This window comes from Escherichia sp. F1, from assembly GCF_046764225.1.
Taxonomy (GTDB): Bacteria; Pseudomonadota; Gammaproteobacteria; order Enterobacterales; family Enterobacteriaceae; genus Escherichia; species Escherichia coli.
The window spans coordinates 4288654-4315374 of sequence record NZ_CP177202.1 but is presented as its reverse complement, the minus strand read 5'-3'; the positions used below and the strand labels follow the sequence as shown (position 1 = coordinate 4315374).

At 49.4% G+C, this 26721-nt stretch carries 27 protein-coding genes; 12 read left to right on the top strand and 15 right to left on the bottom strand.

The window, feature by feature from the left end; translation table 11 throughout:
- Positions 1-7 precede the first annotated feature (7 nt).
- Positions 8-1006, bottom strand: a complete 999-nt coding sequence (gene fbp / locus ACK8NJ_RS20665) for a class 1 fructose-bisphosphatase (protein ID WP_000853753.1) — start codon at positions 1004-1006, stop codon at positions 8-10.
- Positions 1007-1181: 175 nt separating this feature from the next.
- Here fbp and mpl point away from each other — a divergent pair, with 175 nt between their 5' ends.
- Positions 1182-2555, top strand: a complete 1374-nt coding sequence (gene mpl, locus ACK8NJ_RS20660; protein ID WP_065228113.1) for a UDP-N-acetylmuramate:L-alanyl-gamma-D-glutamyl-meso-diaminopimelate ligase — start codon at positions 1182-1184, stop codon at positions 2553-2555.
- Positions 2556-2637: 82 nt separating this feature from the next.
- Here mpl and yjgA read toward each other — a convergent pair whose 3' ends face one another.
- On the bottom strand, positions 2638-3189 hold the full coding sequence (yjgA, locus tag ACK8NJ_RS20655; protein WP_000166270.1) for a ribosome biogenesis factor YjgA: 552 nt from the start codon (positions 3187-3189) through the stop codon (positions 2638-2640).
- Positions 3190-3282: 93 nt separating this feature from the next.
- Between yjgA and pmbA the strand changes: the two genes are divergently transcribed.
- The 4 genes from pmbA to ACK8NJ_RS20635 all read left to right on the top strand — a co-directional run bounded on the left by pmbA (position 3283) and on the right by ACK8NJ_RS20635 (position 5919).
- Entirely contained in the window at positions 3283-4635 is a 1353-nt protein-coding gene (gene pmbA / locus ACK8NJ_RS20650; RefSeq protein WP_001162173.1) for a metalloprotease PmbA, read from the top strand.
- A gap of 183 nt (positions 4636-4818) precedes the next feature.
- On the top strand, positions 4819-5205 hold the full coding sequence (gene cybC, locus ACK8NJ_RS20645; RefSeq protein WP_001232253.1) for a cytochrome b562: 387 nt from the start codon (positions 4819-4821) through the stop codon (positions 5203-5205).
- 191 nt (positions 5206-5396) lie between these two features.
- A complete protein-coding gene (locus ACK8NJ_RS20640) occupies positions 5397-5639 on the top strand; it encodes a type II toxin-antitoxin system RelB/DinJ family antitoxin (protein ID WP_000212715.1) in 243 nt (80 codons plus the stop codon).
- Positions 5629-5919, top strand: coding sequence for a type II toxin-antitoxin system RelE family toxin (locus tag ACK8NJ_RS20635; RefSeq protein WP_001105433.1), 291 nt, complete (start codon positions 5629-5631; stop codon positions 5917-5919). The genes ACK8NJ_RS20640 and ACK8NJ_RS20635 overlap by 11 nt, the downstream gene beginning before the upstream one ends.
- Here the strand turns inward: ACK8NJ_RS20635 and nrdG are convergent, their stop codons facing one another.
- The 5 genes from nrdG to treR all read right to left on the bottom strand — a co-directional run bounded on the left by nrdG (position 5920) and on the right by treR (position 13266).
- Positions 5920-6384, bottom strand: coding sequence for an anaerobic ribonucleoside-triphosphate reductase-activating protein (gene nrdG / locus ACK8NJ_RS20630; protein WP_001106233.1), 465 nt, complete (start codon positions 6382-6384; stop codon positions 5920-5922).
- Between the two features lie 157 nt (positions 6385-6541).
- Entirely contained in the window at positions 6542-8680 is a 2139-nt protein-coding gene (gene nrdD / locus ACK8NJ_RS20625) for an anaerobic ribonucleoside-triphosphate reductase (protein ID WP_000187799.1), read from the bottom strand.
- 393 nt (positions 8681-9073) lie between these two features.
- The gene (gene treC / locus ACK8NJ_RS20620) at positions 9074-10729 is read right to left on the bottom strand and encodes an alpha,alpha-phosphotrehalase (RefSeq protein WP_411961908.1); all 1656 of its coding nucleotides are present in this window, start codon (positions 10727-10729) and stop codon (positions 9074-9076) included.
- A 49-nt stretch (positions 10730-10778) separates the two neighbouring features.
- A complete protein-coding gene (gene treB / locus ACK8NJ_RS20615) occupies positions 10779-12200 on the bottom strand; it encodes a PTS trehalose transporter subunit IIBC (protein WP_001299664.1) in 1422 nt (473 codons plus the stop codon).
- Positions 12201-12318: 118 nt separating this feature from the next.
- A complete protein-coding gene (gene treR, locus ACK8NJ_RS20610; protein ID WP_001181324.1) occupies positions 12319-13266 on the bottom strand; it encodes a trehalose operon repressor TreR in 948 nt (315 codons plus the stop codon).
- A 184-nt stretch (positions 13267-13450) separates the two neighbouring features.
- Here treR and mgtL point away from each other — a divergent pair, with 184 nt between their 5' ends.
- Both mgtL and mgtA read left to right on the top strand, forming a co-directional pair.
- Positions 13451-13504: a mgtA regulatory leader peptide MgtL gene (gene mgtL / locus ACK8NJ_RS20605; RefSeq protein ID WP_001387276.1), complete on the top strand. Its 54-nt coding sequence runs from the start codon at positions 13451-13453 to the stop codon at positions 13502-13504.
- 140 nt (positions 13505-13644) lie between these two features.
- Positions 13645-16341: a magnesium-translocating P-type ATPase gene (mgtA, locus tag ACK8NJ_RS20600; protein ID WP_000471851.1), complete on the top strand. Its 2697-nt coding sequence runs from the start codon at positions 13645-13647 to the stop codon at positions 16339-16341.
- A 205-nt stretch (positions 16342-16546) separates the two neighbouring features.
- Here mgtA and ridA read toward each other — a convergent pair whose 3' ends face one another.
- The 6 genes from ridA to bdcA all read right to left on the bottom strand — a co-directional run bounded on the left by ridA (position 16547) and on the right by bdcA (position 20074).
- Positions 16547-16933 (bottom strand): 2-iminobutanoate/2-iminopropanoate deaminase, encoded by a 387-nt coding sequence (gene ridA / locus ACK8NJ_RS20595; RefSeq protein ID WP_001315167.1) that lies wholly within the window; start codon positions 16931-16933, stop codon positions 16547-16549.
- A 72-nt stretch (positions 16934-17005) separates the two neighbouring features.
- Positions 17006-17467, bottom strand: coding sequence for an aspartate carbamoyltransferase regulatory subunit (gene pyrI, locus ACK8NJ_RS20590; RefSeq protein ID WP_000148581.1), 462 nt, complete (start codon positions 17465-17467; stop codon positions 17006-17008).
- Between the two features lie 12 nt (positions 17468-17479).
- Entirely contained in the window at positions 17480-18415 is a 936-nt protein-coding gene (pyrB, locus tag ACK8NJ_RS20585) for an aspartate carbamoyltransferase (protein WP_000013046.1), read from the bottom strand.
- 3 nt (positions 18416-18418) lie between these two features.
- Positions 18419-18553, bottom strand: coding sequence for a pyr operon leader peptide (gene pyrL, locus ACK8NJ_RS20580; RefSeq protein WP_001296693.1), 135 nt, complete (start codon positions 18551-18553; stop codon positions 18419-18421).
- A 280-nt stretch (positions 18554-18833) separates the two neighbouring features.
- Positions 18834-19229, bottom strand: coding sequence for a RidA family protein (locus ACK8NJ_RS20575; protein WP_000230273.1), 396 nt, complete (start codon positions 19227-19229; stop codon positions 18834-18836).
- Between the two features lie 131 nt (positions 19230-19360).
- On the bottom strand, positions 19361-20074 hold the full coding sequence (bdcA, locus tag ACK8NJ_RS20570) for an SDR family oxidoreductase (RefSeq protein WP_000500711.1): 714 nt from the start codon (positions 20072-20074) through the stop codon (positions 19361-19363).
- A gap of 70 nt (positions 20075-20144) precedes the next feature.
- On the opposite strand from bdcA, the gene ACK8NJ_RS20565 reads away from it, so the two are divergent.
- The 3 genes from ACK8NJ_RS20565 (at position 20145) to ACK8NJ_RS20555 (ending at position 23125) form a co-directional block, all read left to right on the top strand.
- The gene (locus ACK8NJ_RS20565; protein WP_156618869.1) at positions 20145-20738 is read left to right on the top strand and encodes a TetR/AcrR family transcriptional regulator; all 594 of its coding nucleotides are present in this window, start codon (positions 20145-20147) and stop codon (positions 20736-20738) included.
- A gap of 144 nt (positions 20739-20882) precedes the next feature.
- Positions 20883-21335 carry a toxin-antitoxin biofilm protein TabA gene (tabA, locus tag ACK8NJ_RS20560; RefSeq protein WP_001315168.1) on the top strand — a complete coding sequence of 151 codons (453 nt, stop codon included), beginning with the start codon at positions 20883-20885 and terminating at the stop codon, positions 21333-21335.
- Between the two features lie 122 nt (positions 21336-21457).
- Positions 21458-23125, top strand: a complete 1668-nt coding sequence (locus ACK8NJ_RS20555; RefSeq protein WP_411961907.1) for a DNA-binding protein — start codon at positions 21458-21460, stop codon at positions 23123-23125.
- Positions 23126-23182: 57 nt separating this feature from the next.
- Here ACK8NJ_RS20555 and argF read toward each other — a convergent pair whose 3' ends face one another.
- Positions 23183-24187: an ornithine carbamoyltransferase gene (gene argF / locus ACK8NJ_RS20550; RefSeq protein ID WP_000012907.1), complete on the bottom strand. Its 1005-nt coding sequence runs from the start codon at positions 24185-24187 to the stop codon at positions 23183-23185.
- Between the two features lie 161 nt (positions 24188-24348).
- Between argF and rraB the strand changes: the two genes are divergently transcribed.
- On the top strand, positions 24349-24765 hold the full coding sequence (rraB, locus tag ACK8NJ_RS20545; protein ID WP_000002953.1) for a ribonuclease E inhibitor RraB: 417 nt from the start codon (positions 24349-24351) through the stop codon (positions 24763-24765).
- 45 nt (positions 24766-24810) lie between these two features.
- Here rraB and ACK8NJ_RS20540 read toward each other — a convergent pair whose 3' ends face one another.
- On the bottom strand, positions 24811-25314 hold the full coding sequence (locus ACK8NJ_RS20540; protein ID WP_001059404.1) for a GNAT family N-acetyltransferase: 504 nt from the start codon (positions 25312-25314) through the stop codon (positions 24811-24813).
- Positions 25315-25506: 192 nt separating this feature from the next.
- Here ACK8NJ_RS20540 and ACK8NJ_RS20535 point away from each other — a divergent pair, with 192 nt between their 5' ends.
- Positions 25507-26703, top strand: coding sequence for a YjgN family protein (locus ACK8NJ_RS20535; RefSeq protein WP_000079626.1), 1197 nt, complete (start codon positions 25507-25509; stop codon positions 26701-26703).
- Positions 26704-26721: the final 18 nt, after the last annotated feature.

Below are 26721 nucleotides of genomic sequence, written 5' to 3'. Positions count from 1 at the left end.
CAGGAGATTACGCGTCCGGGAACTCACGGATAAAGCGTTCGACATCTTCAACCATATGGTCGTTGCCGACAAAGAATGAACGGCGCTGGTGCAGGGTTTCCGGGATGATATCCAGAATACGCTCTTTGCCATCGCTCGCTTTACCGCCCGCTTGTTCCGCCAGGAATGCCATCGGGTTGCACTCATACAGCAAACGCAGTTTGCCGTCCGGGTGGCTGGCGGTGCTTGGGTAGAGATAAATACCGCCTTTCAGCAGGTTACGGTGGAAATCCGCAACCAGTGAGCCGATATAACGCGAGGTATACGGGCGGTTGGTGGACTTATCTTCTTCCTGGCAGAATTTAATGTACTTCTTCACCCCGTTCGGAAACTTAATGTAGTTTCCTTCGTTGATGGAGTAGGTTTTGCCTTTCTCCGGGAAGCGCATCCGTTCCTGGCACAGGCAGAAAACGCCGAGCGAAGGATCGTAAGTAAAGGCGTGAACACCGCATCCGGTGGTGTAAACCAGCATGGTAGAGGAGCCGTATACCACGTAACCTGCGGCAACCTGTTTGTTACCAGGCTGGAGGAAATCTTCTTCCGTTACCGGCGTGCCAACAGGTGTAACGCGGCGGTAGATGGAGAAAATGGTACCGACAGAGACGTTAACATCGATGTTGGACGAGCCATCCAGTGGGTCCATCAGCACCACGTATTTTGCGTGTTCACAGCCTTCAAAGACGACAATCTCATCTTCTTCTTCAGAGGCAATGCCCGCAACGATATCGCGTGCTTTCAGTGCGGCTTTCAGTTTTTCATTAGCGAACAAGTCGAGTTTCTGCTGAACCTCGCCCTGCACGTTCTCAGCACCGCTGGCACCCAGGATATCAACCAGTCCTGCTTTGTTGATATCGCGATGGATAATCTTGGCGCCCAGTTTTATTGCCGACAGCAAAGCAGTGAGCTCACCGGTAGCATGAGAAAACTCGTGCTGCTTTTCGACAATAAATTCACCTAACGTTTTCATAAAACTTTCCCTGCAATGTTTATGGAGTAAAGCGACCGCAACAATCTTAACAAATAATCTCAATGCTGCGCTCAGGTGAATCGCGCCAGCAAATTGCGGATTATCCTGAAATGCGTTTCTCACTTGCCCGACATATGCGTAAAATGAGCGGCAGATTAAAAAAGGATAGTGACGTATGCGCATTCATATTTTAGGAATTTGTGGCACGTTTATGGGCGGTCTGGCGATGCTGGCGCGCCAGTTAGGCCATGAAGTAACGGGTTCGGACGCCAATGTGTATCCGCCGATGAGCACCTTACTTGAGAAGCAAGGCATTGAACTGATTCAGGGTTACGATGCCAGCCAGCTCGACCCGCAGCCGGATCTGGTGATTATTGGCAACGCCATGACCCGTGGAAATCCGTGTGTGGAAGCGGTACTGGAAAAAAACATCCCTTATATGTCAGGTCCGCAGTGGCTGCACGATTTTGTGCTGCGCGACCGCTGGGTGCTGGCCGTTGCCGGTACACACGGCAAAACTACCACCGCGGGAATGGCGACCTGGATTCTGGAACAGTGCGGTTACAAACCGGGATTTGTGATCGGCGGTGTGCCGGGGAACTTTGAGGTTTCGGCTCGTCTGGGCGAAAGCGACTTCTTTGTTATCGAAGCGGATGAGTATGACTGCGCCTTCTTCGACAAACGCTCTAAATTTGTCCATTACTGCCCGCGTACGCTGATCCTCAACAACCTTGAGTTCGATCACGCCGATATCTTTGACGACCTGAAAGCGATCCAGAAACAGTTCCACCATCTGGTGCGTATCGTTCCGGGGCAGGGCCGTATTATCTGGCCGGAAAACGACATCAACCTGAAACAGACCATGGCGATGGGCTGCTGGAGCGAGCAGGAGCTGGTGGGCGAGCAGGGTCACTGGCAGGCGAAAAAGCTGACCACCGATGCTTCCGAATGGGAAGTCTTGCTGGATGGCGAAAAAGTGGGCGAAGTGAAATGGTCGCTGGTAGGCGAACATAATATGCACAATGGCCTGATGGCGATTGCGGCGGCTCGCCATGTTGGTGTAGCGCCGGCAGATGCCGCTAACGCGCTGGGTTCGTTTATTAATGCTCGTCGCCGTCTGGAGTTGCGTGGTGAAGCGAATGGTGTGACGGTATATGACGATTTCGCCCATCACCCGACTGCGATTCTGGCAACGCTGGCGGCGCTGCGTGGCAAAGTTGGTGGTACGGCGCGCATTATTGCTGTGCTGGAGCCGCGTTCGAATACCATGAAAATGGGGATCTGCAAAGACGATTTGGCACCGTCACTAGGTCGTGCCGATGAAGTCTTCCTGCTGCAACCGTCGCATATTCCGTGGCAGGTGGCAGAAGTGGCAGAAGCCTGCGTTCAGCCTGCACACTGGAGCGGCGATGTGGATACGCTGGCAGATATGGTGGTGAAAACCGCTCAGCCTGGCGACCATATTCTGGTGATGAGCAACGGCGGTTTTGGTGGGATCCATCAGAAACTGCTGGATGGTCTGGCGAAGAAAGCGGAAGCCGCGCAGTAATTCGGCCTCAGCCTGATATAGCATTGCCGGATAAGGCGTTTACACCGTATCCGGCAAACCATACTCACATCAACAACGAAAATTACCCTTCGTTCTCTGCTAACTCGCGCAGATACTGGAAAATCTGGCGTGCGGATTTCGGCGGCTTATTCCCTTCTTTCTCTTTCTTCGCGTTGCGGATCAGAGTACGCAGCTGCTGACGATCGGCATCGGGCCACAGATTCAATACTTCAGCGATGGCGTCATCACCTTGATCGATCAGACGATCGCGCAGGTTTTCCAGTTTATGGAACAGTACCACCTGCTGGTTGTGACGGTTTTTCAGCTTATCCAGCGCCTGACGGATCGGTTCAACATCGCGCTGGCGCAGCATCTTACCGATGAGCTGCAACTGGCGGCGGCGACCTTCCATCTTAATACGCTGGGCGAGCTCAATAGCCGCGCGCAGATCCGCATCTAACGGGATCTTATCCAGCGCGTTTTTCCCCAGATCAACAATTTCCGCGCCAAGGCGTTTTAGCTCTTCGGCATCGCGTTTAATTTCACTTTTACTGACCCAGATAATTTCATCGTCTTCGTCTTCGATGTCATCACCGGGAACGTCGTCGAGCCAGTCTTCGGGCTGCTTAGTCATCTCAGGCTCCTTAAAAAAAGAGGCTAATGTTACCAGTTAAGATGCGCACTGAAAAACGGTTCTCTGTTAGACTTCAGAGAAACTCTCTACATTATGGCACTTGCAATGAAAGTAATCTCTCAAGTTGAAGCGCAGCGCAAGATTCTGGAAGAAGCAGTTTCCACTGCGCTGGAGTTGGCCTCAGGCAAATCGGACGGTGCAGAAGTTGCCGTCAGCAAGACCACCGGCATTAGCGTAAGCACGCGTTATGGTGAAGTGGAGAATGTTGAATTCAATAGCGATGGCGCGCTGGGGATCACTGTTTATCACCAGAACCGCAAAGGTAGCGCATCGTCTACCGATTTAAGCCCGCAGGCCATTGCCCGCACCGTACAGGCGGCGCTGGATATTGCCCGTTATACCTCGCCAGATCCTTGTGCCGGCGTGGCAGACAAAGAGCTGCTGGCCTTTGACGCACCGGATCTCGACTTGTTCCACCCTGCGGAAGTTTCCCCGGATGAAGCCATTGAACTGGCGGCCCGCGCAGAACAGGCGGCATTGCAGGCGGACAAACGCATCACCAATACCGAAGGCGGTAGCTTTAACAGCCACTACGGTGTCAAAGTTTTCGGCAACAGCCACGGCATGTTGCAGGGTTACTGCTCTACGCGTCATTCGCTCTCCAGCTGTGTAATTGCTGAAGAAAATGGCGATATGGAGCGTGATTACGCCTACACCATTGGTCGTGCGATGAGCGATCTGCAAACGCCAGAGTGGGTTGGGGCCGATTGTGCTCGCCGTACTTTATCGCGCCTGTCACCGCGTAAACTCTCCACCATGAAAGCGCCGGTCATTTTTGCCAATGAAGTGGCAACCGGGCTTTTTGGGCATCTGGTGGGGGCGATAGCGGGTGGATCGGTTTACCGTAAATCTACCTTCCTGCTGGATTCGCTGGGTAAACAAATTCTGCCGGACTGGCTGACCATTGAAGAGCATCCGCATCTGCTGAAAGGGCTGGCGTCGACGCCATTCGACAGCGAAGGTGTGCGCACCGAGCGCCGCGATATCGTCAAAGATGGCATCCTGACTCAGTGGCTGCTGACCAGCTATTCGGCGCGGAAACTGGGGCTGAAAAGCACCGGACATGCGGGCGGTATTCACAACTGGCGGATTGCCGGACAAGGGCTAAGCTTCGAACAAATGCTCAAAGAGATGGGCACCGGGCTGGTGGTGACGGAGCTGATGGGCCAGGGCGTGAGTGCCATTACCGGTGATTATTCCCGTGGTGCAGCGGGCTTCTGGGTAGAGAATGGCGAAATTCAGTATCCGGTGAGTGAAATCACCATCGCAGGTAATTTAAAAGATATGTGGCGCAATATTGTCACCGTCGGTAACGATATTGAAACACGCAGTAATATACAGTGTGGTTCTGTGCTGTTGCCGGAGATGAAAATCGCCGGGCAGTAAAAAAACTGGCGCGACCTGCCGCGCTATAAACTAAAAAATTACACAAAATCATTCGCACTGCATCGAGACGGAAAGTGAATGAGGGCCGGGGAGCGTACTCGCAGTACGTGACTCGGGCGAATGAGCGTAGCCGTCGATGAGGCAGTGTGAAGGATGAAGTGTAAATAAAAAAGGAAGTGAGCAATGCGTAAAAGCCTGTTAGCTATTCTTGCAGTCTCCTCGTTGGTATTCAGTTCGGCGTCGTTTGCTGCTGATCTGGAAGACAATATGGAAACCCTCAACGACAATTTAAAAGTGGTCGAAAAAGCCGATAACGCGGTGCAAGTCAAAGACGCGTTAACGAAGATGCGCGCCGCAGCGCTGGATGCGCAAAAAGCGACGCCGCCGAAGCTCGAAGGCAAATCACCGGACAGCCCGGAAATGAAAGACTTCCGCCACGGTTTCGATATTCTGGTCGGTCAGATTGACGACGCGCTGAAGCTGGCAAATGAAGGTAAAGTAAAAGAAGCGCAGGCTGCCGCAGAGCAACTGAAAACGACCCGCAACGCCTATCACCAGAAGTATCGTTAATTCCTTATTGGGCGGTGAAACGTTACCGCCCAACGCTTTCTTCTCCCTTCGTAAAATCACCGCAATATCTATCTTCACCACGGCATATTCCTGCGTGTCGTCCTCATTTTTGCGAGGCGTTTTCCAGAAATGAATGTAATGCATATGTAATGCTATAATGCATTACACTTTTCATAATTACCGGAGGCATAATGGCCACACTTAACGTCCGCCTGGATGACAAACTGAAAAATGAGGCTTATGCGGTGCTGGAAAAATTAAATATCACGCCTACTGAAGCAGTGCGGCTGCTGTTTCAGTACGTTGCGGAAAATGGACGAATGCCGGTAAAAACGCTCACTGTCAGTGATAGTGAAGAAGCCTTGTTACGCACTGTCAGGGAACGACTGGCCAACCCACAAGAGGCCATTAAGGTCCGACTGGATGAACTATGAGCTGGCGTTTGATCCGCGGGCGCTGAAAGAGTGGCAAAAACTGGGCGTGACAGTCCGGGAACAATTTAAAAAAAAGCTTGAGGATGTGCTGAAAAGGCCGCGCAATCCATCGGCTAAACTGCGGGATTTACCGGACTGCTACAAAATTAAGCTGCGCACACAGGGATATCGCCTGGTTTATCAGGTTAACGATAAAGAGTTGCTCGTGTTGGTGATAGCTATTGGTAAGAGAGAGAACTCAGCCGTTTATGAAGACGCGACTAAACGGCTGGATGAGTGACTAACGCAAATGATGCACCACCTGATTGCTGCTGCCGCGCCAGATCAGGGAAGGGTCTTTTAAATCCTGCACAAATTTGCCGTCGACCAGTACGTTAATCAAATCAACAACCTGCATTTGCGCAGCGTTGAGTTCGTCGAGTTTATAGCCTGTCCACACCCAAATGTCTTTACCCGGACATTCGGCGCGGATGCGTTGTACCAGTTTCAGAATATCCGGCACGTTTTGCGGATGCAGCGGATCGCCGCCGGAGAGGGAAATACCCTGGCGTTTGATGCGAGTGTCATTCAGATCGTTAATGATCTGGTCTTCCATTGCTTTGGTAAATGGCTGACCGGAATTTACCCGCCAGGTGCTTTTGTTATAGCAACCGGGGCATTCATGAACACACCCGGAGACAAACAGGGTGCAGCGAGTGCCGGGGCCGTTGACGATGTCGACAGGATAGTACTGATGATAATTCATTATTTCGCCTGGCTTATCAGTCCGCGTGTAGGCTGCATCCGGTAATCAACGCCTGATGCGACGCTGTCGCGTCTTATCAGGCCTGGAGCCGTTGCCAAATGTAGGCCGGATAAGGCGTTTACGCCGCATCCGGCATTTGCTTAGCGCAGAGTGAAGATTAACCTATCTGCCCATTTCCCAAATGTTTAACGCGGCGCTTAACTTCTTCCTGCTTACCAGCGTTAAACGGACGTGCATCCGGGCTACCTAAATATCCGCACACGCGGCGAGTCACCGATACACGGGAGGTGTCATGGTTACCACATTTCGGACAAGTGAAGCCTTTACTAGTGCACTCGAACTCACCGGTAAAGCCACACTCGTAGCACTCATCGATCGGCGTATTGGTGCCGTAATACGGTACATGCTGATAGCTGTAATCCCAGACATCTTCCAGCGCCTTCAGGTTGTGCTGAATGTTTGGATACTCGCCGTAGCAAATGAAACCACCGTTCGCCAGCGGCGGGTAAGGCGCTTCAAAGTCGATCTTGTCATACGGGTTCACCTTTTTCTCCACATCAAGGTGGAAACTGTTGGTGTAGTAACCTTTATCGGTCACGCCCGGCACCACGCCAAACTCAGCGGTATCGAGACGGCAGAAGCGGTCGCACAGGTTTTCACTCGGCGTGCTGTAGAGACTGAAACCATAACCCGTTTCTTCTTTCCACTGATCCACTGCCTGACGCAGACGTTCAACAATCGCGATACCTTTCGCGCGAAGCTGCTCGTTGTCATAAACATGCTCGCCGCCGAACAGCGCGTTAATGGTTTCGTGGATGCCGATGTAACCCAGCGAAATAGATGCACGACCGTTTTTGAAGATTTCAGAAACATCATCGTCAGCATTCAGACGCACGCCACAAGCACCTTCCATATAGAGGATAGGAGCTACGCGTGCCTTCACGCCTTCCAGACGGGCGATACGGGTCATCAGCGCCTTACGTGCCAGCACCAGACGTTCATCCAGCAGCTTCCAGAAGGTGGCTTCATCGCCTTTTGCTTCCAGCGCAATACGCGGCAGGTTCAGGCTGATCACGCCGAGGTTGTTACGACCATCGTGGATCTGCTCGCCGTTTTCATTTTCCCACACGCCGAGGAAGCTGCGGCAGCCCATCGGGGTTTTAAACGAACCGGTGACTTTCACTACCTGATCGTAGTTCAGGATATCCGGATACATGCGCTTGCTTGCGCACTCCAGCGCCAGCTGTTTGATGTCGTAGTTCGGATCGCCTTTTTTATGGTTCAGGCCATCGCGAATCGCAAACACCAGTTTCGGGAACACCGCCGTTTTACGGTTTTTACCGAGGCCGGCGATACGGTTACGCAGGATCGATTCCTGAATCAGGCGCGACTCCCAGCTGGTGCCCAGACCAAAACCAAAGGTTACAAACGGCGTTTGACCGTTGGCGGTATGCAGGGTGTTTACTTCGTACTCCAGCGACTGGAAGGCATCGTAGCACTCTTTGATGGTACGAGAGTTAGCGTAGCCTTCGGCGTCCGGGATGTTCCACTCTTCTGCGGTCTTGCGATGTTTGTTGTAGCTGGCGGTGACAAACGGTGCCAGCACTTCATCGATACGGTTAATGGTGGTGCCGCCATAAATATGGCTGGCGACCTGAGCAATAATCTGCGCAGTTACCGCGGTTGCCGTAGAGATCGACTTCGGCGGTTCAATCTCGGCGTTCCCCATTTTAAAGCCCTGGGTCAGCATGCCTTTCAGGTCGATCAACATGCAGTTGAACATCGGGAAGAACGGTGAGTAATCGAGATCGTGATAGTGAATATCACCACGTTCATGTGCCTGCACCACGTCACGCGGCAGCAGGTGCTGGCGTGCATAGTGTTTAGCCACGATCCCGGCCAGCAGGTCGCGCTGGGTTGGAATCACCTTGCTGTCTTTGTTGGCGTTTTCGTTGAGTAACGAGGAGTTGGTCTGCTCGACCAGACCACGGATCTCCTGGTTCAGGCGACCGCGTTTTTCACGTTCAATGTCGCGATCGTGACGGTACTCGATGTAAGCACGAGCCAGTTGTTTGTATGGCCCCGACATCAGCTGGTTTTCAACTGCGGTCTGGATCTCGTTGATATCCACCTGGTTGCGGCCCTGCATCTGCTCGCTGACAACCGCAGCAACAGTGGCGCAATAATCGGCATCATCGACTTCCGCTGCTTTAGCTGCACGCAGAATCGCTTCTTTGATGCGCTCTGATTTAAACGGCACTTTGCAGCCGTCTCGTTTCATCACATGCGGTGTCATGATCGCTCCATATTTTTAAGAACAGGTTATCCACAGAAATTGGGAAAGGCGTTTTCCGGTTTTTTTGTTTCGTTTTCCGGTGCTTTCCGCAATCGCCATCCGCTTATCCACAACGCCGCACCTTTTTCGTGGGGAGCTGTAGTAGCAATTATAGTCGATTAATACAACATATTGGGTTGGGACGCATTTTAAAGTCTATATATAGTGCTTTGCATCAAGGATGTTTGAACTTTTTTTGATGTAGCTCAAAGTAAAAAGCAGAGCGTACGGATGACGGGCGCTACAGCGATATGTAAATTTTTTAATGAATTTTTTGATTATAAAATCAACAAAAACAACATGCTGACAGGCAAAACCCCGGAATGACCGGCATTACCGGGGCTTAGCGAAGATTTACTTTTGTAACCACCAGACAGCCTCAAAAGGCCGTAAAGTCATGGCGCAGGGTTGTGGTGAGGCTTCTTCGTAGTTATGCATCACAAGCTGCCAGTTGCCGCGCATTTGCCCTGGTTGCCAGGGTTGGATCTCACGGCTAAGGTTGGCAATGACCAACAAGGTTTGCCCCTTCCATTCACGGCGATAGCACCACAATACAGGGCTGTTTGGCAGCAGATCCTGGTAATCGCCCCATGTCAGAACGGCTTCTTGCTTACGCAGTGCGATTAACTTTTGGTAGGTGTAAAACACCGAGGACTCATCGGCCAGCGCGGCTTCTACGTTGATTTGTTGATAGTTATCGCCCAGGCCAATCCACGGTTCGCCAGCCGTAAACCCGGCATTATCGCCGTTGCTCCATTGCATGGGTGTGCGACTGTTGTCACGGGATTTACTGGCGAGGATTGCCAATAACTCGTCGGCATCACGCCCATCGTTGCGCAGCTCGGCAAACATATTGAGGCTCTCCACGTCGCGATAGTCAGTAATGCGCGTGAAATGTGGGTTAGTCATGCCAATCTCTTCGCCCTGGTAGATATATGGCGTTCCCTGCATGCCATGCAGCACCATCGCCAGCATTTTTGCCGCAGGCACGCGGTATTCACCTTCATCACCAAAGCGAGAAACAATGCGCGGCTGATCGTGGTTACACCAGAACAAGGCATTCCATGCCACGTTGTGCATTCCTTGTTGCCAGTGGCGGAACAATGTTTTTAACGCCACAAAGTCAGGTTTAGCCAGCGTCCATTTTTCACCACCGGGATAATCGACTTTCAGGTGATGAAAATTAAAGGTCATCGACAATTCACTGCCTGTCAGTGCCGCGTATCGCTGGCAATGCTCAAGGCTGGTGGAGGACATTTCACCTACGGTCATTAACCCGCGTGGCGTAAACACATCGCGGTTCATCTCGTGCAAAAACTCGTGTGCTCGTGGCCCGTCGGTGTAGAAGCGACGCCCGTCGCCATCCAGGTCATCAGGGAAACGCGGGTCTTTGGAGATCAGATTCACCACATCCAGGCGCAACCCGTCGACCCCACGATCGGCCCAGAACTCACAGACTTTTTTCAGCTCTGCGCGTACCGCTGGATTCTCCCAGTTGAGATCCGCCTGTTCTGGTGCAAAGAGATGCAAATAGTACTGTTCGCTTTCCGCATGCCAGCGCCACGCACTACCGCCAAATTTTGAACGCCAGTTGTTCGGTGGCGTTTCTGGTTCTCCATCGCGCCAGATATAAAACTGGCGGTAAGGGCTTGCTTTGTTCAGCGCCTCGCGAAACCAGGCATGTTGGGTAGAGGTATGGTTAAACACCATATCGAGAATGATACGAATCCCGCGCGATTTTGCCTGTGTCACCAGTTCGTCAAAATCGTCCAGCGTGCCGTAGGTGGGATCAATCGCCGTATAGTTCGCTACGTCGTAACCGTTATCAACCTGGGGAGAGACATAAAAGGGGGTTAGCCAGATGGCATCAACGCCCAGTTTATGCAGATAGCCCAGGCGCTGGATAACGCCACGTAAATCGCCGGTGCCGCTACCCGTGGTGTCCTGAAAACTCTTTGGATAAATCTGGTAGATAACGCCGTTTTGCCACCAGTGGGGAAGATTAGTCATTACGTTATTCCTGCAAATGCGAGGGGGCGCAATTGCGCCCCGAAGAAAATTAAACAATGTCCAGCGTGCCCAGGCGGTATTTCCGCTGATAGATAAACGAGGTGAGTACAATCGGGATGATGATGGCGATAGCCATTGCCAGCGCAAACACCTGCCAGTAGCTCGGTTGAATCGAGAGAATTCCCGGCAGGCCGCCTACGCCGATGCCATTCGCCATAACGCCGTTCAGGCCGCATAGCAATCCTGCCAGACCAGAACCAATCATCGCGCACAGCATCGGGAAGCGATATTTCAGGTTGATGCCGTACATTGCAGGCTCAGTGACCCCAAGCCAGGCGGAGATAGCGGCAGGCACGGAGATCTCGCGTTCATTGTGCTTGCGGCTGGAAATGATAATGCCTATCACGGCGGAGCCCTGAGCGATATTCGACAGTGCAATCAGCGGCCACACTGGCGTGCCACCCATGCTTTGAATCATCTGCAAATCAATAGCAAGCGTGGTCTGGTGTACGCCGGTGATCACCAGTGGGGCGTACAGGAAGCCAAACAATGCCGCGCCAATAGGTGCAAAGCTGCCGGTCATCAGGTGACGTACCGCAAAGGCAACGCCATCGCCAATCATGCGACCAAACGGACCAATCAGCGCATGGGCGAGGAACACCGCGAGGATCAGCGAACAGACGGGCACCACCACCAGATAGAGGTAATCCGGCACGATGCGTTTAAGGCGAGTTTCAATAACGCCCAGCGCCAGCCCGGCTAACAGTGCCGGGATCACCTGCGCCTGATAGCCCACTTTGGCGATGCTGAACATGCCAAAGTCCCATACTTCCGGCAGCTGCTGCCCGAGCAGATAAGCGTTCATCAGCTGTGGAGAAACCAGCGTTACGCCAAGCACGATACCGAGGATCGGTGTACCGCCCATTTTTTTCACCGCTGACCAGCAAATCCCGACCGGTAGGTAGAAGAAGATCGCTTCACCGATCAACCACAGAAAATCGTAGATCGTTTGCAGGGAAGGGTACATTTGCGCCAGCGTCTGACCGTTGCTCATGGGCAAATCGCCGATCACATTGCGAAAACCGAGGATCAAACCACCACTAATCAACGCGGGCAGCAACGGGAAGAAGATCTCCGCGAAATGAGAGATCAACTGCTCATGCCATTTCATATTCTGCCGTGCGGCTTTTTTTACCTGCTCTTTATCAACCTGCGCCTGTCCGGTTGACGCTATCAGTGCTTGATAGTAATCACCCACGTTGGTGCCAATTACCACCTGAAATTGCCCGGCATTGGTGAAACAGCCTTTCACCATGGGGAGTTGCTCAATTTCTTTCGGTCTGGCATTGGCCGGTTGGTTGAGGACAAAGCGCAGGCGAGTTATACAGTGGCTCACCGTCGCAATATTGCCGCGCCCGCCGACCAGTTCAATCAACCGATCGATATCCGTTTGGTTTATTTTGCTCATCATAAAGCCCCATGGCAGATGACATTTTTGGTTGGCTGCAGAATATATTGCGCTGAAAAATTTAAAAACGGGAACGTTCCCGAAACGCAGCGAAGATCACAATTTATCGTTCAGGAAACGATCAGGACAGGGTGGCGGGAATGATGATTTGTTGCGGTTCGCTGCGCCCGGTTACCTGCGCGATCAACTGGCAGGCCGCCTGGCGTCCAGCTTCGGCGTAACCGGGATCTACGGTGACGATCTCCGGATGGAGGAATTTCATTAACGGCGTATTACCGACGCTCGCCAGTTGCAAGGTGTCGATGCGTTGCTCTTGCAGATATTTACTTGCGCCAAGTGCCAGCGTGTCGGTTGCGCACAGTAACGCGGTAGTTTCAGGCGTAATCACTTTTGCTACGTTCTCATAGCCTTGCTTCATAGCAAGCCCTGGCAGAGCGGCAACGGGATGCAATTTATGCGCTTTGCAGAACGCCAGGTAGGCTTCGTGACGTCGCTTACCGGTCGTCACGTCACTGTGCGGCACGCCGAGATAACTGATATTACGATGTCCCTGGTCATACAGCCGTTGCATCAGGATCTTGATTGCCCCTTCGTCGTCATAACAGACCGAAGCAAAGCCTTTTGCGTCACGCGCCAGCAGAACCAGCGATGACTGCCAGTGAGCTAACATTTCTTCTGTTATGCCGGTAAAACCGAACAGCACTACGCCGTCGATATTACGCCGTTTCAGCACCCCCAAATGTTCGGCAACTAATTGCGGGGAAAACTGACTTTCCATCATGATTGGGTCGTAACCTTGTTCATAGAACGCTGGCAGCATGGTTTGAACGGCGAGATTTTCTGACAACGAATCCAGACGGGTAACAATGATGGCGACCACTTTATCGCTTTGACCACGCATAGCGCGCGCAGAGCGGGAAGGGGAAAATCCATGCTGATTCATCACTGCTTCAACACGCTCGCGCGTGCGCTGGCTCACGCCGCTTTCGTTATTCAGCACCCGGGAAACCGTAGATTTCCCCACGCCGCTTAAGCGCGCGATGTCTTTGATGGTCAGCCGATTTTGCATCCTGTTGTCCCGTAACGTGTTGTTTAATTATTTGAGCCTAACTTTACCCGTGCATTCAGCAATGGGTAAAGTCTGGTTTATCGTTGGTTTAGTTGCCAGCAGGTATTATATCGCCATAGATGCTACGAATATTATTGGATTCTCCTTATTATTTGCGGCGCTTTTTTCACTTACCGGAGGTTATATGGAACCTGATCCCACGCCTCTCCCTCGACGGAGATTAAAACTTTTCCGGTAAGCCCGTCTTTTCACGGCGTTACCGGATGCGTAAGGCCGTGACGTTTTAACGTCCCTGCTCAGCTTTATTACCTTCAGGTAAGGCTTCGCCACGCCTGAAGACATTTCTGTACTGTTTCAGACAGTGCGGAGGGACTCCTTATGTTTAAAGAAATTTTTACCCGGTTCATTCGCCATTTACCTTCCCGTCTGGTTCATCGCGATCCATTGCCTGGCGCGCAGCAGACAGTGAATACGGCGGTCCCGCCGTCCTTAAGTGCGCATTGCCTGAAAATGGCGGTGATGCCCGAAGAAGAATTGTGGAAAACGTTCGACACCCATCCGGAAGGATTAAATCAGGCGGAAGTGGAATCTGCCCGCGAACAACATGGTGAAAATAAATTACCCGCACAACAACCGTCGCCGTGGTGGGTACATTTATGGGTCTGCTATCGCAACCCCTTTAATATTTTACTCACCATTCTCGGCGCTATTTCTTACGCCACGGAAGATTTATTTGCCGCGGGCGTTATCGCGCTAATGGTCGCTATTTCTACGTTGCTGAACTTTATTCAGGAAGCACGTTCCACTAAAGCGGCAGATGCCCTGAAAGCGATGGTCAGCAATACTGCGACGGTGCTGCGCGTAATTAACGACAAAGGCGAAAATGGCTGGCTGGAGATCCCGATCGACCAGCTGGTGCCCGGCGATATTATAAAACTGGCGGCAGGGGATATGATCCCGGCAGATTTACGTATCTTGCAGGCGCGGGATCTGTTCGTCGCTCAGGCGTCGTTAACCGGTGAGTCTCTGCCCGTGGAAAAAGCCGCTACCACTCGCCAGCCGGAGCACAGCAATCCGCTGGAGTGCGACACGCTGTGTTTTATGGGCACCACCGTGGTGAGCGGCACGGCACAAGCAATGGTGATTGCTACAGGTGCCAACACCTGGTTTGGTCAACTGGCGGGGCGTGTTAGTGAGCAGGAAAGCGAGCCGAATGCCTTTCAGCAAGGGATCAGCCGCGTCAGTATGCTGCTGATTCGCTTTATGCTGGTGATGGCTCCGGTGGTGTTGCTTATCAACGGTTACACCAAAGGTGACTGGTGGGAAGCGGCACTGTTTGCGCTTTCGGTCGCGGTAGGCTTAACGCCAGAAATGTTGCCGATGATTGTTACCTCGACGCTGGCGCGCGGCGCAGTAAAGCTGTCGAAACAGAAAGTGATCGTCAAACATCTGGATGCCATTCAGAACTTTGGCGCAATGGATATTCTGTGCACTGATAAAACCGGCACCCTGACACAGGATAAAATTGTGCTGGAGAATCATACCGATATCTCCGGTAAAACCAGCGAACGCGTGCTGCATAGCGCGTGGTTGAACAGTCATTACCAGACCGGACTTAAAAACCTGCTTGATACCGCGGTGCTCGAAGGTACGGATGAAGAGTCAGCGCGTTCGCTGGCCAGCCGTTGGCAAAAAATTGATGAGATTCCGTTTGATTTCGAGCGTCGCCGGATGTCGGTGGTAGTGGCAGAAAATACCGAACACCATCAGCTGGTTTGCAAAGGCGCATTGCAGGAAATCCTCAATGTGTGTTCGCAAGTGCGTCACAATGGCGAGATTGTACCGCTCGATGACACCATGCTACGTAAGATTAAGCGGGTTACTGATACGCTGAATCGTCAGGGGCTGCGCGTGGTTGCGGTTGCGACGAAATACCTGCCAGCGCGTGAAGGAGATTACCAGCGAGCGGATGAATCCGACCTGATCCTCGAAGGATATATTGCTTTCCTTGATCCGCCAAAAGAGACAACTGCTCCGGCACTGAAGGCATTAAAATCGAGTGGAATTACCGTAAAAATCCTTACTGGCGACAGTGAGTTAGTTGCAGCGAAAGTGTGCCATGAAGTGGGGCTGGACGCGGGAGAGGTGGTCATTGGTAGTGATATTGAAACGCTATCTGACGACGAACTGGCAAATCTCGCACAGCGCACCACGCTGTTTGCTCGCCTGACGCCGATGCATAAAGAACGCATTGTGACCTTACTGAAGCGCGAAGGGCATGTGGTTGGCTTTATGGGCGATGGTATTAATGATGCGCCCGCCTTACGTGCTGCGGATATCGGCATTTCTGTGGACGGCGCGGTAGATATTGCCCGTGAAGCGGCTGATATCATCCTGCTGGAAAAAAGCCTGATGGTGCTGGAAGAGGGGGTTATTGAGGGACGTCGCACTTTCGCCAACATGCTGAAATACATCAAAATGACGGCGAGCTCTAACTTCGGTAATGTGTTCAGCGTGCTGGTGGCGAGTGCTTTCTTGCCCTTCCTGCCGATGTTGCCGTTACACTTGCTTATTCAGAACCTGCTGTACGATGTGTCACAGGTGGCGATCCCGTTTGATAACGTCGACGACGAGCAAATTCAAAAGCCGCAGCGTTGGAATCCGGCGGATCTGGGGCGCTTTATGATCTTCTTCGGACCGATCAGCTCGATCTTCGATATTCTGACGTTTTGCCTGATGTGGTGGGTATTCCATGCCAACACGCCGGAAACGCAAACGCTGTTCCAGTCGGGCTGGTTTGTGGTGGGCTTACTGTCGCAAACGCTGATTGTGCATATGATCCGCACCCGTCGTGTGCCGTTTATTCAGAGCTGTGCATCGTGGCCGTTAATGATCATGACCGTGATCGTGATGATTGTCGGGATCGCATTGCCGTTTTCACCGCTGGCCAGTTATCTGCAGCTGCAGGCGCTGCCGTTAAGCTATTTCCCGTGGCTGGTTGCGATTCTGGCAGGGTATATGACGTTAACCCAGTTGGTGAAAGGGTTCTATAGCCGTCGTTACGGCTGGCAGTAAAGAATAAACTGGGAATGGTGGCCCGGATTCAGATTGCAGACAAAGTGAGCTTTGTTCATGCCGGATGCGGCGTAAACGCCCAATCCGGCCTACAAATTCAATAAATTGCAGGAATCACATAGGCCTGATAAGCGTAGCGCATCGGGCGATTTTGCTTTTGTCATCAGACTTAATCCGGGCTTGATAGCCCGGATTTCCGTCAAGATTAGCGACGAACAGCGATCGCTTCGATCTCAATCTTCACGTCTTTCGGCAGACGGGCAACTTCAACGCAAGAACGTGCCGGGAAGGTGGCGTTGTGTTCGGTGAAGAAGGCTTCGTAAGTAGCATTAACGGTTGCGAAGTCGTTCAGATCTTTCACAAACACGGTGGTTTTAATGATGTCGCCCACTTTCAGGCCAGCGGCTTCGACGATCGCTTTTACGTTATCCAGCGACTGACGTGCCTGTGCAGCGACGTCTGCCGGTACTTCGCCCGTTTTCGGATTTACCGGGATCTGACCGGAGGTGATGATCATATTGCCCAGATCAACGCCCTGTACGTAAGGACCGATAGCTGCCGGTGCATTTTCCGTCGCGATAGTTTTGCTCATGATTTCTCCTTTATTACAGCGGTAAAAAGTCTGGCTCATTATAGGGAGCCAGACTTTTATTACCAACCGCAATTAATTGGCCAGCACCACATTATGGGAAAACTCTTTTTCACAGTATTTGCATTTGAGCGCGATGTCATTGGCGCGTTTTCGCACGGCAAAGCTGGATGAAACCGGTTCGGCATGGCTGATACAGTTGCTGTTCGGGCAGACCAGCACATTGTCGATGCGCTCCGGCAGACTTGGGCGCGATTTACCCACCACTTCATAGTTGTCGATACGGTTAACCGTGGCTTGCGGTGCATACAATGCCAGTTGGTCTACTTGATCTTCACTCAAAAAGGTATTTTCGATTTTGATCAGATCTTTGCGGCCCATCTCGCCAGAAGGCAGGTTCAGACCAATGGTGATGCGCTGATCCGTTTCGGTCAGCTTGAACAAACTCAACAGCTTAAAACCGATCTGGGCGGGGATATGGTCAATTACCGTGCCGCGTTTAATAGCTTCAACCTGCAATTTATTATCGTGTGTCATCTCTATTTCCCCTTACAGTACCAGATCGCGATTCAGAACCAGTGCCAGTAACGCCTGGCGAGCGAAAATCCCGTTGCCTGCCTGCTGGAAGTACCAGGCGTGCGGCGTTTTATCAACATCGGTGGCAATCTCATCAACACGCGGCAGCGGATGCAGCACTTTCATATTGGCTTTGGCGTTGTGGAGATCGCTGGCGCGAAGAACAAACTGCGCTTTCACGTTGGCGTACTCGGACGGGTCCAGACGCTCTTTTTGCACGCGAGTCATGTACAGGATGTCTACTTCCGCCATCACTTCTTCAATAGAGCTGTGCAGACTCCAGGCGATCCCTTTTTCATCGAGCATATCAAGGATGTATTGCGGCATTGCCAGCGCGTCCGGCGCGATGAAGTAAAAACGGTTGCCGTCGAACTTCGCTAATGCCTGAGTCAGGGAGTGAACGGTGCGGCCATATTTCAGGTCACCAACCATTGCGACATGGAGATTGTCCAGACGCCCCTGGGTTTCCTGAATGGTGAATAAGTCCAGCAAGGTTTGCGTCGGATGTTGGTTGGAGCCATCACCGGCATTCAGTACCGGTACATTGCCGGAAAATTCGGTGGCCAGGCGCGCCGCACCTTCCTGCGGATGACGCATCACTATCGCATCGACGTAAGTGCTGATAACCGAAATGGTATCGGCCAGCGTTTCGCCCTTTTTACCCAGTGATGTATTGGCGCTGTCGGAGAAGCCCACCACGCTGGCACCCAGGCGGTGCATGGAAGTTTCGAAAGAGAGGCGGGTACGGGTAGAGGCTTCGAAGAAGCAGCTGGCAATGACTTTGTGCTTCAACAGCTCTGGTTGCGGGTTTGCTTTCAGTTTCGCCGCTGTCGCCAGCACCAGATTAAGGTCATCGCGACTAAGGTCGTTTATGGAAATGATATGTTTCTGATATAGCGGATTAGCCATCTTTTATCTCCTGACGCCTGGGCAAAAAAAAGCCCCTCGATTGAGGGGCTGGGAATGGGTGATCAACGGGAAGAAAAACGGCAGGCCAGCGTCTTTTTTCAGACGCGGTAAGACAAAATGTCGAACACACTGAACCATACATCCTCCCGGCAAATTGTCCGGCATTATACTCATCGTCAGAAGCGGCGCAAGCATTTGATGCAATATTTTGTCGGCGCAAACGGTTTATTTGAATTAAAAGTCAAAATATATGCATTTTTATTTGATGTGATTCTGGAGGAGAACTGTCGTTCGGTATCAATAATTGCAGACATTTCCTGCTTTTTTCTTTTTCACTTTCACGCAATCAGATATGCATTTTATTCCATTCATCCGACTTATAGGGCGGAGGGTGAAAACGAACGGCTAACACTATTGCTTATAGCTCAGGGATGCGCGCTATCACTTTAATTTCAAAATCAAAGCCTGCCAGCCAGGTAACACCCACCGCCGTCCAGTTTGGATAAGGAGGGGCGCTAAATATTTCATTTTTGACCGTCATGATGTCTTCAAACTGTTTTTCCGGATCGGTATGAAAGCTCGTAACATCAATGATATCGTCAAAAGTGCATCCCGCAGCTGCCAGGGTTGCATGCAAATTATCAAATGCCAGTCTGACTTGTTGCTGAAAATCGGGTTCTGGTGTTCCGTCCTCTCGACTTCCTACTTGCCCGGAAACAAACAGCAAATCGCCGGAACGAATAGCCGCAGAATAACGATGCTCAGCATACAGTGAATGTCGGCCAGCAGGGAAAACAGCGGTTCTTTCTACCATTTGGTTATCCTCAAGATTTACGACATGAACAGAAGATTTATATTTACCGGGAGCCGCTTTTAGGGGGACGACGTGAGTAAACAAAACCCAGACATCATGGATAATGGTTGGGCTTAATTGAGCGTAGTCGGTTATGCGCCAAACGCGCCATCAATGGTATGCATCGCGCCGGTAACAAAACTGGCTTCTGGCCCTGCTAACCATGCGACCATTCCAGCGACCTCTTCCGGTTGCCCATGTCTTTTGATAGCCATAAAACCATGCAACATATCGCGCATTGGCCCGTTGGCGGGATTAGCGTCGGTATCTATTGGCCCAGGCTGGACGACGTTAATGGTGATCCCTCGCGGTCCAAAATCACGGGCCAGCCCGCGCGCCATGCCTTGCAGGGCAGATTTACTGGCGGCATAAGCAGCCATGCCTGCAACAGGCATACGATCGCCATTCACGGAGCCGATGATTAAGATGCGCCCGCCTTCGGGCATCTGCCGGGCGGCTTCAACAGAGGCATGGTAAGGGGCATGAATATTGATTTTGAAAAGGCGATCAATATCGTCGGCATTTAATTCCAGGGCATCGCCAAAGACGCCAATACCTGCATTTACCACCAGGATATCCAATGCGCCGCTCTTACGAACGACATCAATAACAGCGTCTCTGTCAGCACTATCTGTGAATACTGCTGTCGCTCCAGTCTCTTGTGCCAGGCGTTCAGCGGCATCTTTCGACCCCGCATAGGTGAATCGTACATTGGCCCCATCGGTGACGAAACGACGTACGATAGCGGCACCGATTCCACGGCTGCCACCGAGGATGAGAACTGTCTTACCGGTAAAAGCGCCCATAAGGACTCCTTGATTTATTATGTAACATGCATTACAAAACTGTTTTAACTTTCTGTCAACAAGTTTTGTAATGGTCACTAAAAAACAATCTCGTGTTCCAGGTCGCCCCAGACGTTTCGCTCCTGAGCAGGCAGTCTCTGCGGCAAAAGTGCTTTTTCATCAAAAAGGTTTCGATGCTGTCAGTGTTGCTGAAGTTACTGATTATCTTGGTATTAACCCCCCGAGCCTCTACGCGGCTTTTGGCAGTAAGGCTGGGTTATTTAGCCGTGTACTCAATGAATATGTCGGTACGGAAGCTATTCCGCTTGCCGATATTCTTCGTGATGATTGTCCGGTAGGCGAGTGCCTGGTTGAGGTATTAAAAGAAGCGGCGCGCAGATATAGCCAAAACGGCGGCTGCGCTGGCTGTATGGTTCTTGAAGGTATTCATAGTCATGATCCACAAGCGCGTGATATTGCCATTCAATATTATCACGCCGCAGAAACGACCATTTATGACTATATCGCCAGGCGGCATCCACAACGCGCACAATGTGTGACTGATTTTATGAGTACCGTGATGTCAGGGCTTTCTGCGAAGGCACGGGAGGGGCACTCCATCGAACAACTCTGTGCAACAGCTGCCCTGGCGGGGGAAGCGATAAAAACTCTTCTCAAGGAGTGATGCTGGCCTTGATCCGAAAGGCGGGAACGCGCCTGCCGATAAGTTGTGATAAGACAATAATTCACGCGTTAAGGCTGGCGGAATTGATCATCTTTTCGTATAACGATAGAAATGAAACATTGTTTTAATTAAGGAGTGGAAAAGATGATCATCGGAAATATTCATAATCTTCAGCCGTGGCTACCCCAAGAGTTACGCCAGGCGATTGAGCATATCAAAGCAAACGTTACGGCAGAAACGCCCAAGGGCAAGCACGATATCGAAGGCAATCGTCTGTTTTATCTTATCTCGGAAGATATGACCGAGCCGTACGAAGCTCGCCGTGCGGAGTACCATGCCCGCTATCTCGACATTCAGATTGTGTTAAAAGGTCAGGAAGGCATGACCTTCAGCACGCAACCTGCAGGCACCCCGGATACAGACTGGTTAGCAGACAAAGACATCGCATTTTTGCCGGAAGGCGTTGATGAGAAAACAGTTATCCTTAATGAAGGTGATTTTGTTGTGTTTTATCCGGGGGAAGTGCATAAACCGCTGTGCGCAGTGGGCGCGCCAGCCCAGGTTCGCAAAGCAGTAGTGAAGATGCTGATGGCGTGATGACTTTTCGCCGTAAATAACTCCAGGTTTACGGCGAGTTTGTGAAAAGAGCGTTTTTTGATATTTTTTTGTGAGTAAAATTTGTAATGCTTAGACGTTCTTATTAACTCAAGGAGTTCGTCATGAGTAAAATATCAGATTTGAATTATTCTCAACACATTACATTAGCCGACAATTTTAAACAAAAAAGTGAAGTTTTAAATACCTGGCGTGTTGGAATGAATAATTTTGCCCGTAATGCCGAGGGGCAGGATAATACAAGAAATATCCTTGATCCTAAGACATTTTTGGAGTTTTTGGTAAAAATATTTACCCTGGGTTATGTGGATTTTAGCAAACGCTCCAATGAAGCGGGAAGAAATATGATGGCTCATATTGAGTCCTCATCTTATATCAAAAATAATGATGGCAGTGAGATAATGAAGTTTGTTATGAATAATCCTGAAGGGGAACGAGCGGATTTATCTAAGGTGGAAATAGAAATTACACTTTCCACTATCACTACTATGGGGACTCGTCAAGGACATACGGCTATTATATTTCAACAATCTGATGGTTCGACTAATCGTTATGAAGGGAAGTCCTTTGAAAGAAAAGATGAGAGTTCATTACACCTGATTACTAACAAGATTCTGGCGTGTTACCAACGCGAAGCTAACAAGGAAATAGCTCGTCTATTAAATATTCCGCAGGAGTTAAATAATTCTCATGACTTAAATAACTCGCAGGTGAGTTGTAAAGGTTCAGTTGATTCTACGATTACGGATTTATTAGAAAAACCATTGAATAATGCATTATTAGCAATAAGGAAAGAACATCTGCTATTCATGCCTTATGTATGTAATGAATCGATTTCATACTTGCTGGGTAAAAAAGGGATACTGAAAGAAATAGATGACCTTAACGTATTAAATAATTATCTTATTAATAATAAAAAAACTACTGACAATGAAATTAATGACATCAAAGTTAACCTGTCTCATATTCTTATTGATTCCTTAGATGATGCAAAAGTTAACCTTGCACCGGTCATCGTTTCGATTCTGGAGACTTTTTTAAAATCCCCATATATTAATGATGTAAGAATACTGGATTGGTGTTTTAATAAAAGCATGCAATATATTGGTGATTCAGCAAAGATAAAGCATGCATGCTCTGTGATAAATCATATTGATTTTAGCCGCGATCAATCTAAAGATTTTAGCTGCGATCAATCTAAAATTAAAATAGCTGAGACCTTATTTTTCAATCTCGATAAAGAACCCTATAAAAATAGCCGTAAATTACAGGAATTGATTTGGGATAAGTTGGTTGCATATGTCAATGATTTTAACTTAAGCAATCAAGAAAAATCACGATTAATACTAAGGTTATTTGATGATGTTAAGTTGCTATTTAATGAAGTGCCTGTCAGCATTTTAGTAAATGATATTTTTTTGAAGGGTTTTTTCATGAAGCAACCTGATTTTGCTAAATGGTACTTCTATCAATTACTTAAGAAGTATGAGGGCGAACAGCTGTATCTTAATGAGTTAGGATATGTTTATGGTAATGAAGAAAAAACAAATGAAATTGTAAAAAAACAACCGGGTTGTGTCGTTAAGATTTTTGAAGAAAAGATGGGGAATGAATTAAAAATTAGAACAAGAATGATGAAAATCCTCCGGGATGGGAAAATAAATATATATGAATATATTAATAAAGAACAGTTAGAAAAATTAAATCCTCCGGAAGATTTACGAACAGTAATAGAAAAGTTGGGGTGGAAGAATAGAACTCACACTGCATAAAATAATATGATGCCGGGATATTTTTTGTATTTCCCGGCATCTTTATAGCGATATCAATTATTTACTGAGCGTCGCGACCATCACCGCTTTGATGGTATGCATGCGGTTTTCCGCCTGATCAAATACAATGCTGGCGGCAGATTCGAAGACCTCATCAGTCACTTCCATTCCGCCATGTAGGCCAAACTCTTCCGCCATTTTCTTGCCAAGCGTCGTTTGGTCGTCATGAAACGCGGGCAGGCAGTGGAGGAATTTGACCTCAGGGTTACCAGTCAACTGCATCATCTTGCTGTTCACCTGATAATCACGCAGCAATGCAATGCGTTCAGCCCATTTTTCTTTTGCTTCACCCATCGACACCCATACATCGGTATAGATAAAGTCAGCACCTTCAACTCCTTTAGCTACATCTTCCGTCAGCGTAATATTCCCGCCATTTTGTTGTGCCAGGGCGCGGCATTCCGTAACCAGCGCAGCTTCTGGCCAGCACGCCTGTGGAGCGACCAGACGCAAATCCAGACCGGTAAGCGCTGCAGCTTCGAGCATCGAATTGCCCATGTTGTTACGTGCGTCACCTGCATAGACCAGCGTCATTTCGTTGAACGCTTTGCCGGGCAAATGCTCCTGCATGGTGAGGAGATCCGCCAGCAGCTGCGTTGGGTGAAACTCATTGGTCAGGCCGTTCCATACCGGCACGCCAGCGTATTCCGCCAGTGTTTCGACAATCTCCTGACCATAGCCGCGATACTGAATACCGTCATACATGCGACCAAGCACGCGGGCAGTGTCTTTAATCGACTCTTTATGACCAATTTGGCTGCCGCTTGGGCCGAGATAAGTAACGCGAGCACCCTGGTCATATGCGGCAACTTCGAAAGAGCATCGGGTACGGGTCGAGTCTTTTTCGAAGATGAGCGCGATGTTTTTACCAGTGAGTTTGGCTTCTTCTTTACCGCTTTTCTTATCAGCTTTCAGCTTCGCGGCTAACTGCAGCAGGCTGTTAAGTTCAGCTGGCGTGAAATCGAGTAATTTCAGGAAATGCTTATGATAAAACCCGGACATAGATCCCTCCTGTGGCTAACACCTCAATGAATTAAAATTCAATTTATATGTATGATTATTCATTTGCAAGTCTAAAGCATAAATCTTTGTCACAAAGGTGGAGGCAATGTCAGTGGTGTGTGACAATAAGAGTATCGGCAGGACATTAAGAGGAATGAGCCATGGCAAACCCGGAACAACTGGAAGAACAGCGTGAAGAAACACGTTTGATTATTGAAGAATTACTGGAAGATGGCAGCGATCCGGACGCGCTGTACACCATCGAACACCATCTTTCCGCAGACGATCTGGAAACTCTGGAAAAAGCGGCAGTTGAAGCGTTTAAACTCGGTTACGAAGTGACCGATCCAGAAGAGCTGGAAGTTGAAGATGGTGATATCGTGATTTGCTGCGACATCCTCAGCGAGTGCGCGTTGAATGCCGATCTGATCGATGCCCAGGTTGAACAACTGATGACGCTGGCGGAGAAATTTGACGTTGAGTACGACGGTTGGGGCACTTACTTTGAAGATCCTAACGGCGAAGATGGCGACGATGAAGATTTTGTCGATGAAGACGATGACGGGGTTCGCCACTAATTAATTGATTAAAATGCCCGATAGCACATACTAGCGGGCATTTTTTTAGAGTTCGCGCAACATCCGCACTTCACAATCGACATGGCCCGTGCAGCCAAGCGCATAGTCGATATGCTCAAAGCCCAAATGCTCATAAAGCGCAATGGCTTCCTTTAAAAAAGCGGTCGTTTCCAGATAGCAGCGTTTGAAGCCCATCTCTCGTGCCTGCTCCATCGCCATTACGGCCAGTTTTTTCGCTAGCCCTTTACCGCGAATAGCCGGAAGAAAATACATCTTTTGCAGTTCGCAAATGTCCGACTCACTCCCGGTTAATGGCGCAATCCCACCGCCGCCGACCACTTCACCCTCGTACTCAACCACCCAATATGCATGGCCAGGCTGACTATACACTTGATACAGCTCGTCAAGATTCGGATCGGCGACGGTGTAGCCTTTATCAGCGGTAAGACCGTATTCGGCGGATACCTGACGAATGACGCGGGCAATAGCAGGATTATCCTGCAGCGTCAGGCGACGCATTACAGGTGATTGCGGCGCAATGTTATTCATAGTTTAACCCAATAAAAATAAAGTAATTATACATTTGTTTAATACCACTCTCTTCTTACGTGCGCAAGCATCTTATAAAGCAATAAAATTTTTGCCAGCCTATTACTGATAAGAGTATTGTAACGTGGCAGAACATTTTACTGTCTGTATCTATAAATTATATCAATGGATTTTTTAATTCAGGGAATTTTTATGGCTCAAGTTATTAATGAAATGGATGTTCCGTCCCATTCGTTTGTTTTTCATGGTACAGGTGAGAGATATTTTCTTATTTGTGTGGTGAATGTGTTGTTAACGATTATAACGCTAGGTATCTATTTACCATGGGCATTAATGAAATGTAAGCGTTATCTCTATGCTAATATGGAAGTTAACGGACAACGATTTTCTTATGGAATTACTGGTGGGAATGTTTTTTTTAGTTGTCTTGTTTTTGTTTTTTTCTATTTCGCAATCTTAATGACAGTGTCAGCAGATATGCCGCTTGTTGGCTGTGTTTTGACTTTGTCACTGTTGGTTTTGCTTATATTTATGGCAGCAAAAGGACTGCGTTATCAGGCCTTGATGACCAGTCTCAACGGCGTAAGATTTAGTTTTAATTGCTCTTTGAAAGGGTTCTGGTGGGTAACCTTTTTCTTGCCGATTTTAATGGCCATTGGGATGGGGACTGTTTTCTTTATCTCGACAAAGATGCTACATGCCAATAGTTCAAGTAGTGTTATTATATCTATGGTTCTGATGGCAATAGTTGGTATTGTTTCCATTGGTATTTTTAATGGTACTTTATATAGTCTGGTAATGAGTTTTCTCTGGAGCAATACCAGTTTTGGTATACATCGTTTCAAGGTGAAATTAGATACTACGTATTGTATAAAATATGCCATTCTCGCATTTTTAGCTTTATTGCCTTTTCTCGCTGTTGCTGGTTATATTATCTTCGATCAAATATTAAATGCGTATGATAGTTCTGTATATGCAAATGATGACATTGAGAATTTACAGCAATTTATGGAAATGCAACGTAAAATGATAATCGCGCAGTTAATCTATTATTTTGGGATTGCTGTTAGCACCAGTTATTTAACGGTGTCGTTGCGAAACCATTTTATGAGCAACCTGTCACTGAATGATGGGCGTATTCGTTTTCGCTCAACTTTAACGTACCACGGTATGCTTTATCGCATGTGTGCGTTGGTGGTGATATCCGGGATTACGGGCGGTCTGGCTTATCCACTGTTGAAAATATGGATGATTGACTGGCAGGCAAAAAATACGTATTTGCTGGGCGATTTGGATGACCTTCCTTTAATCAATAAAGAAGAACAACCAGATAAAGGCTTCTTAGCCGGTATTTCTCGGGGAGTTATGCCTTCTTTACCATTTCTGTAAGAGATAAAAAAGGCCGGA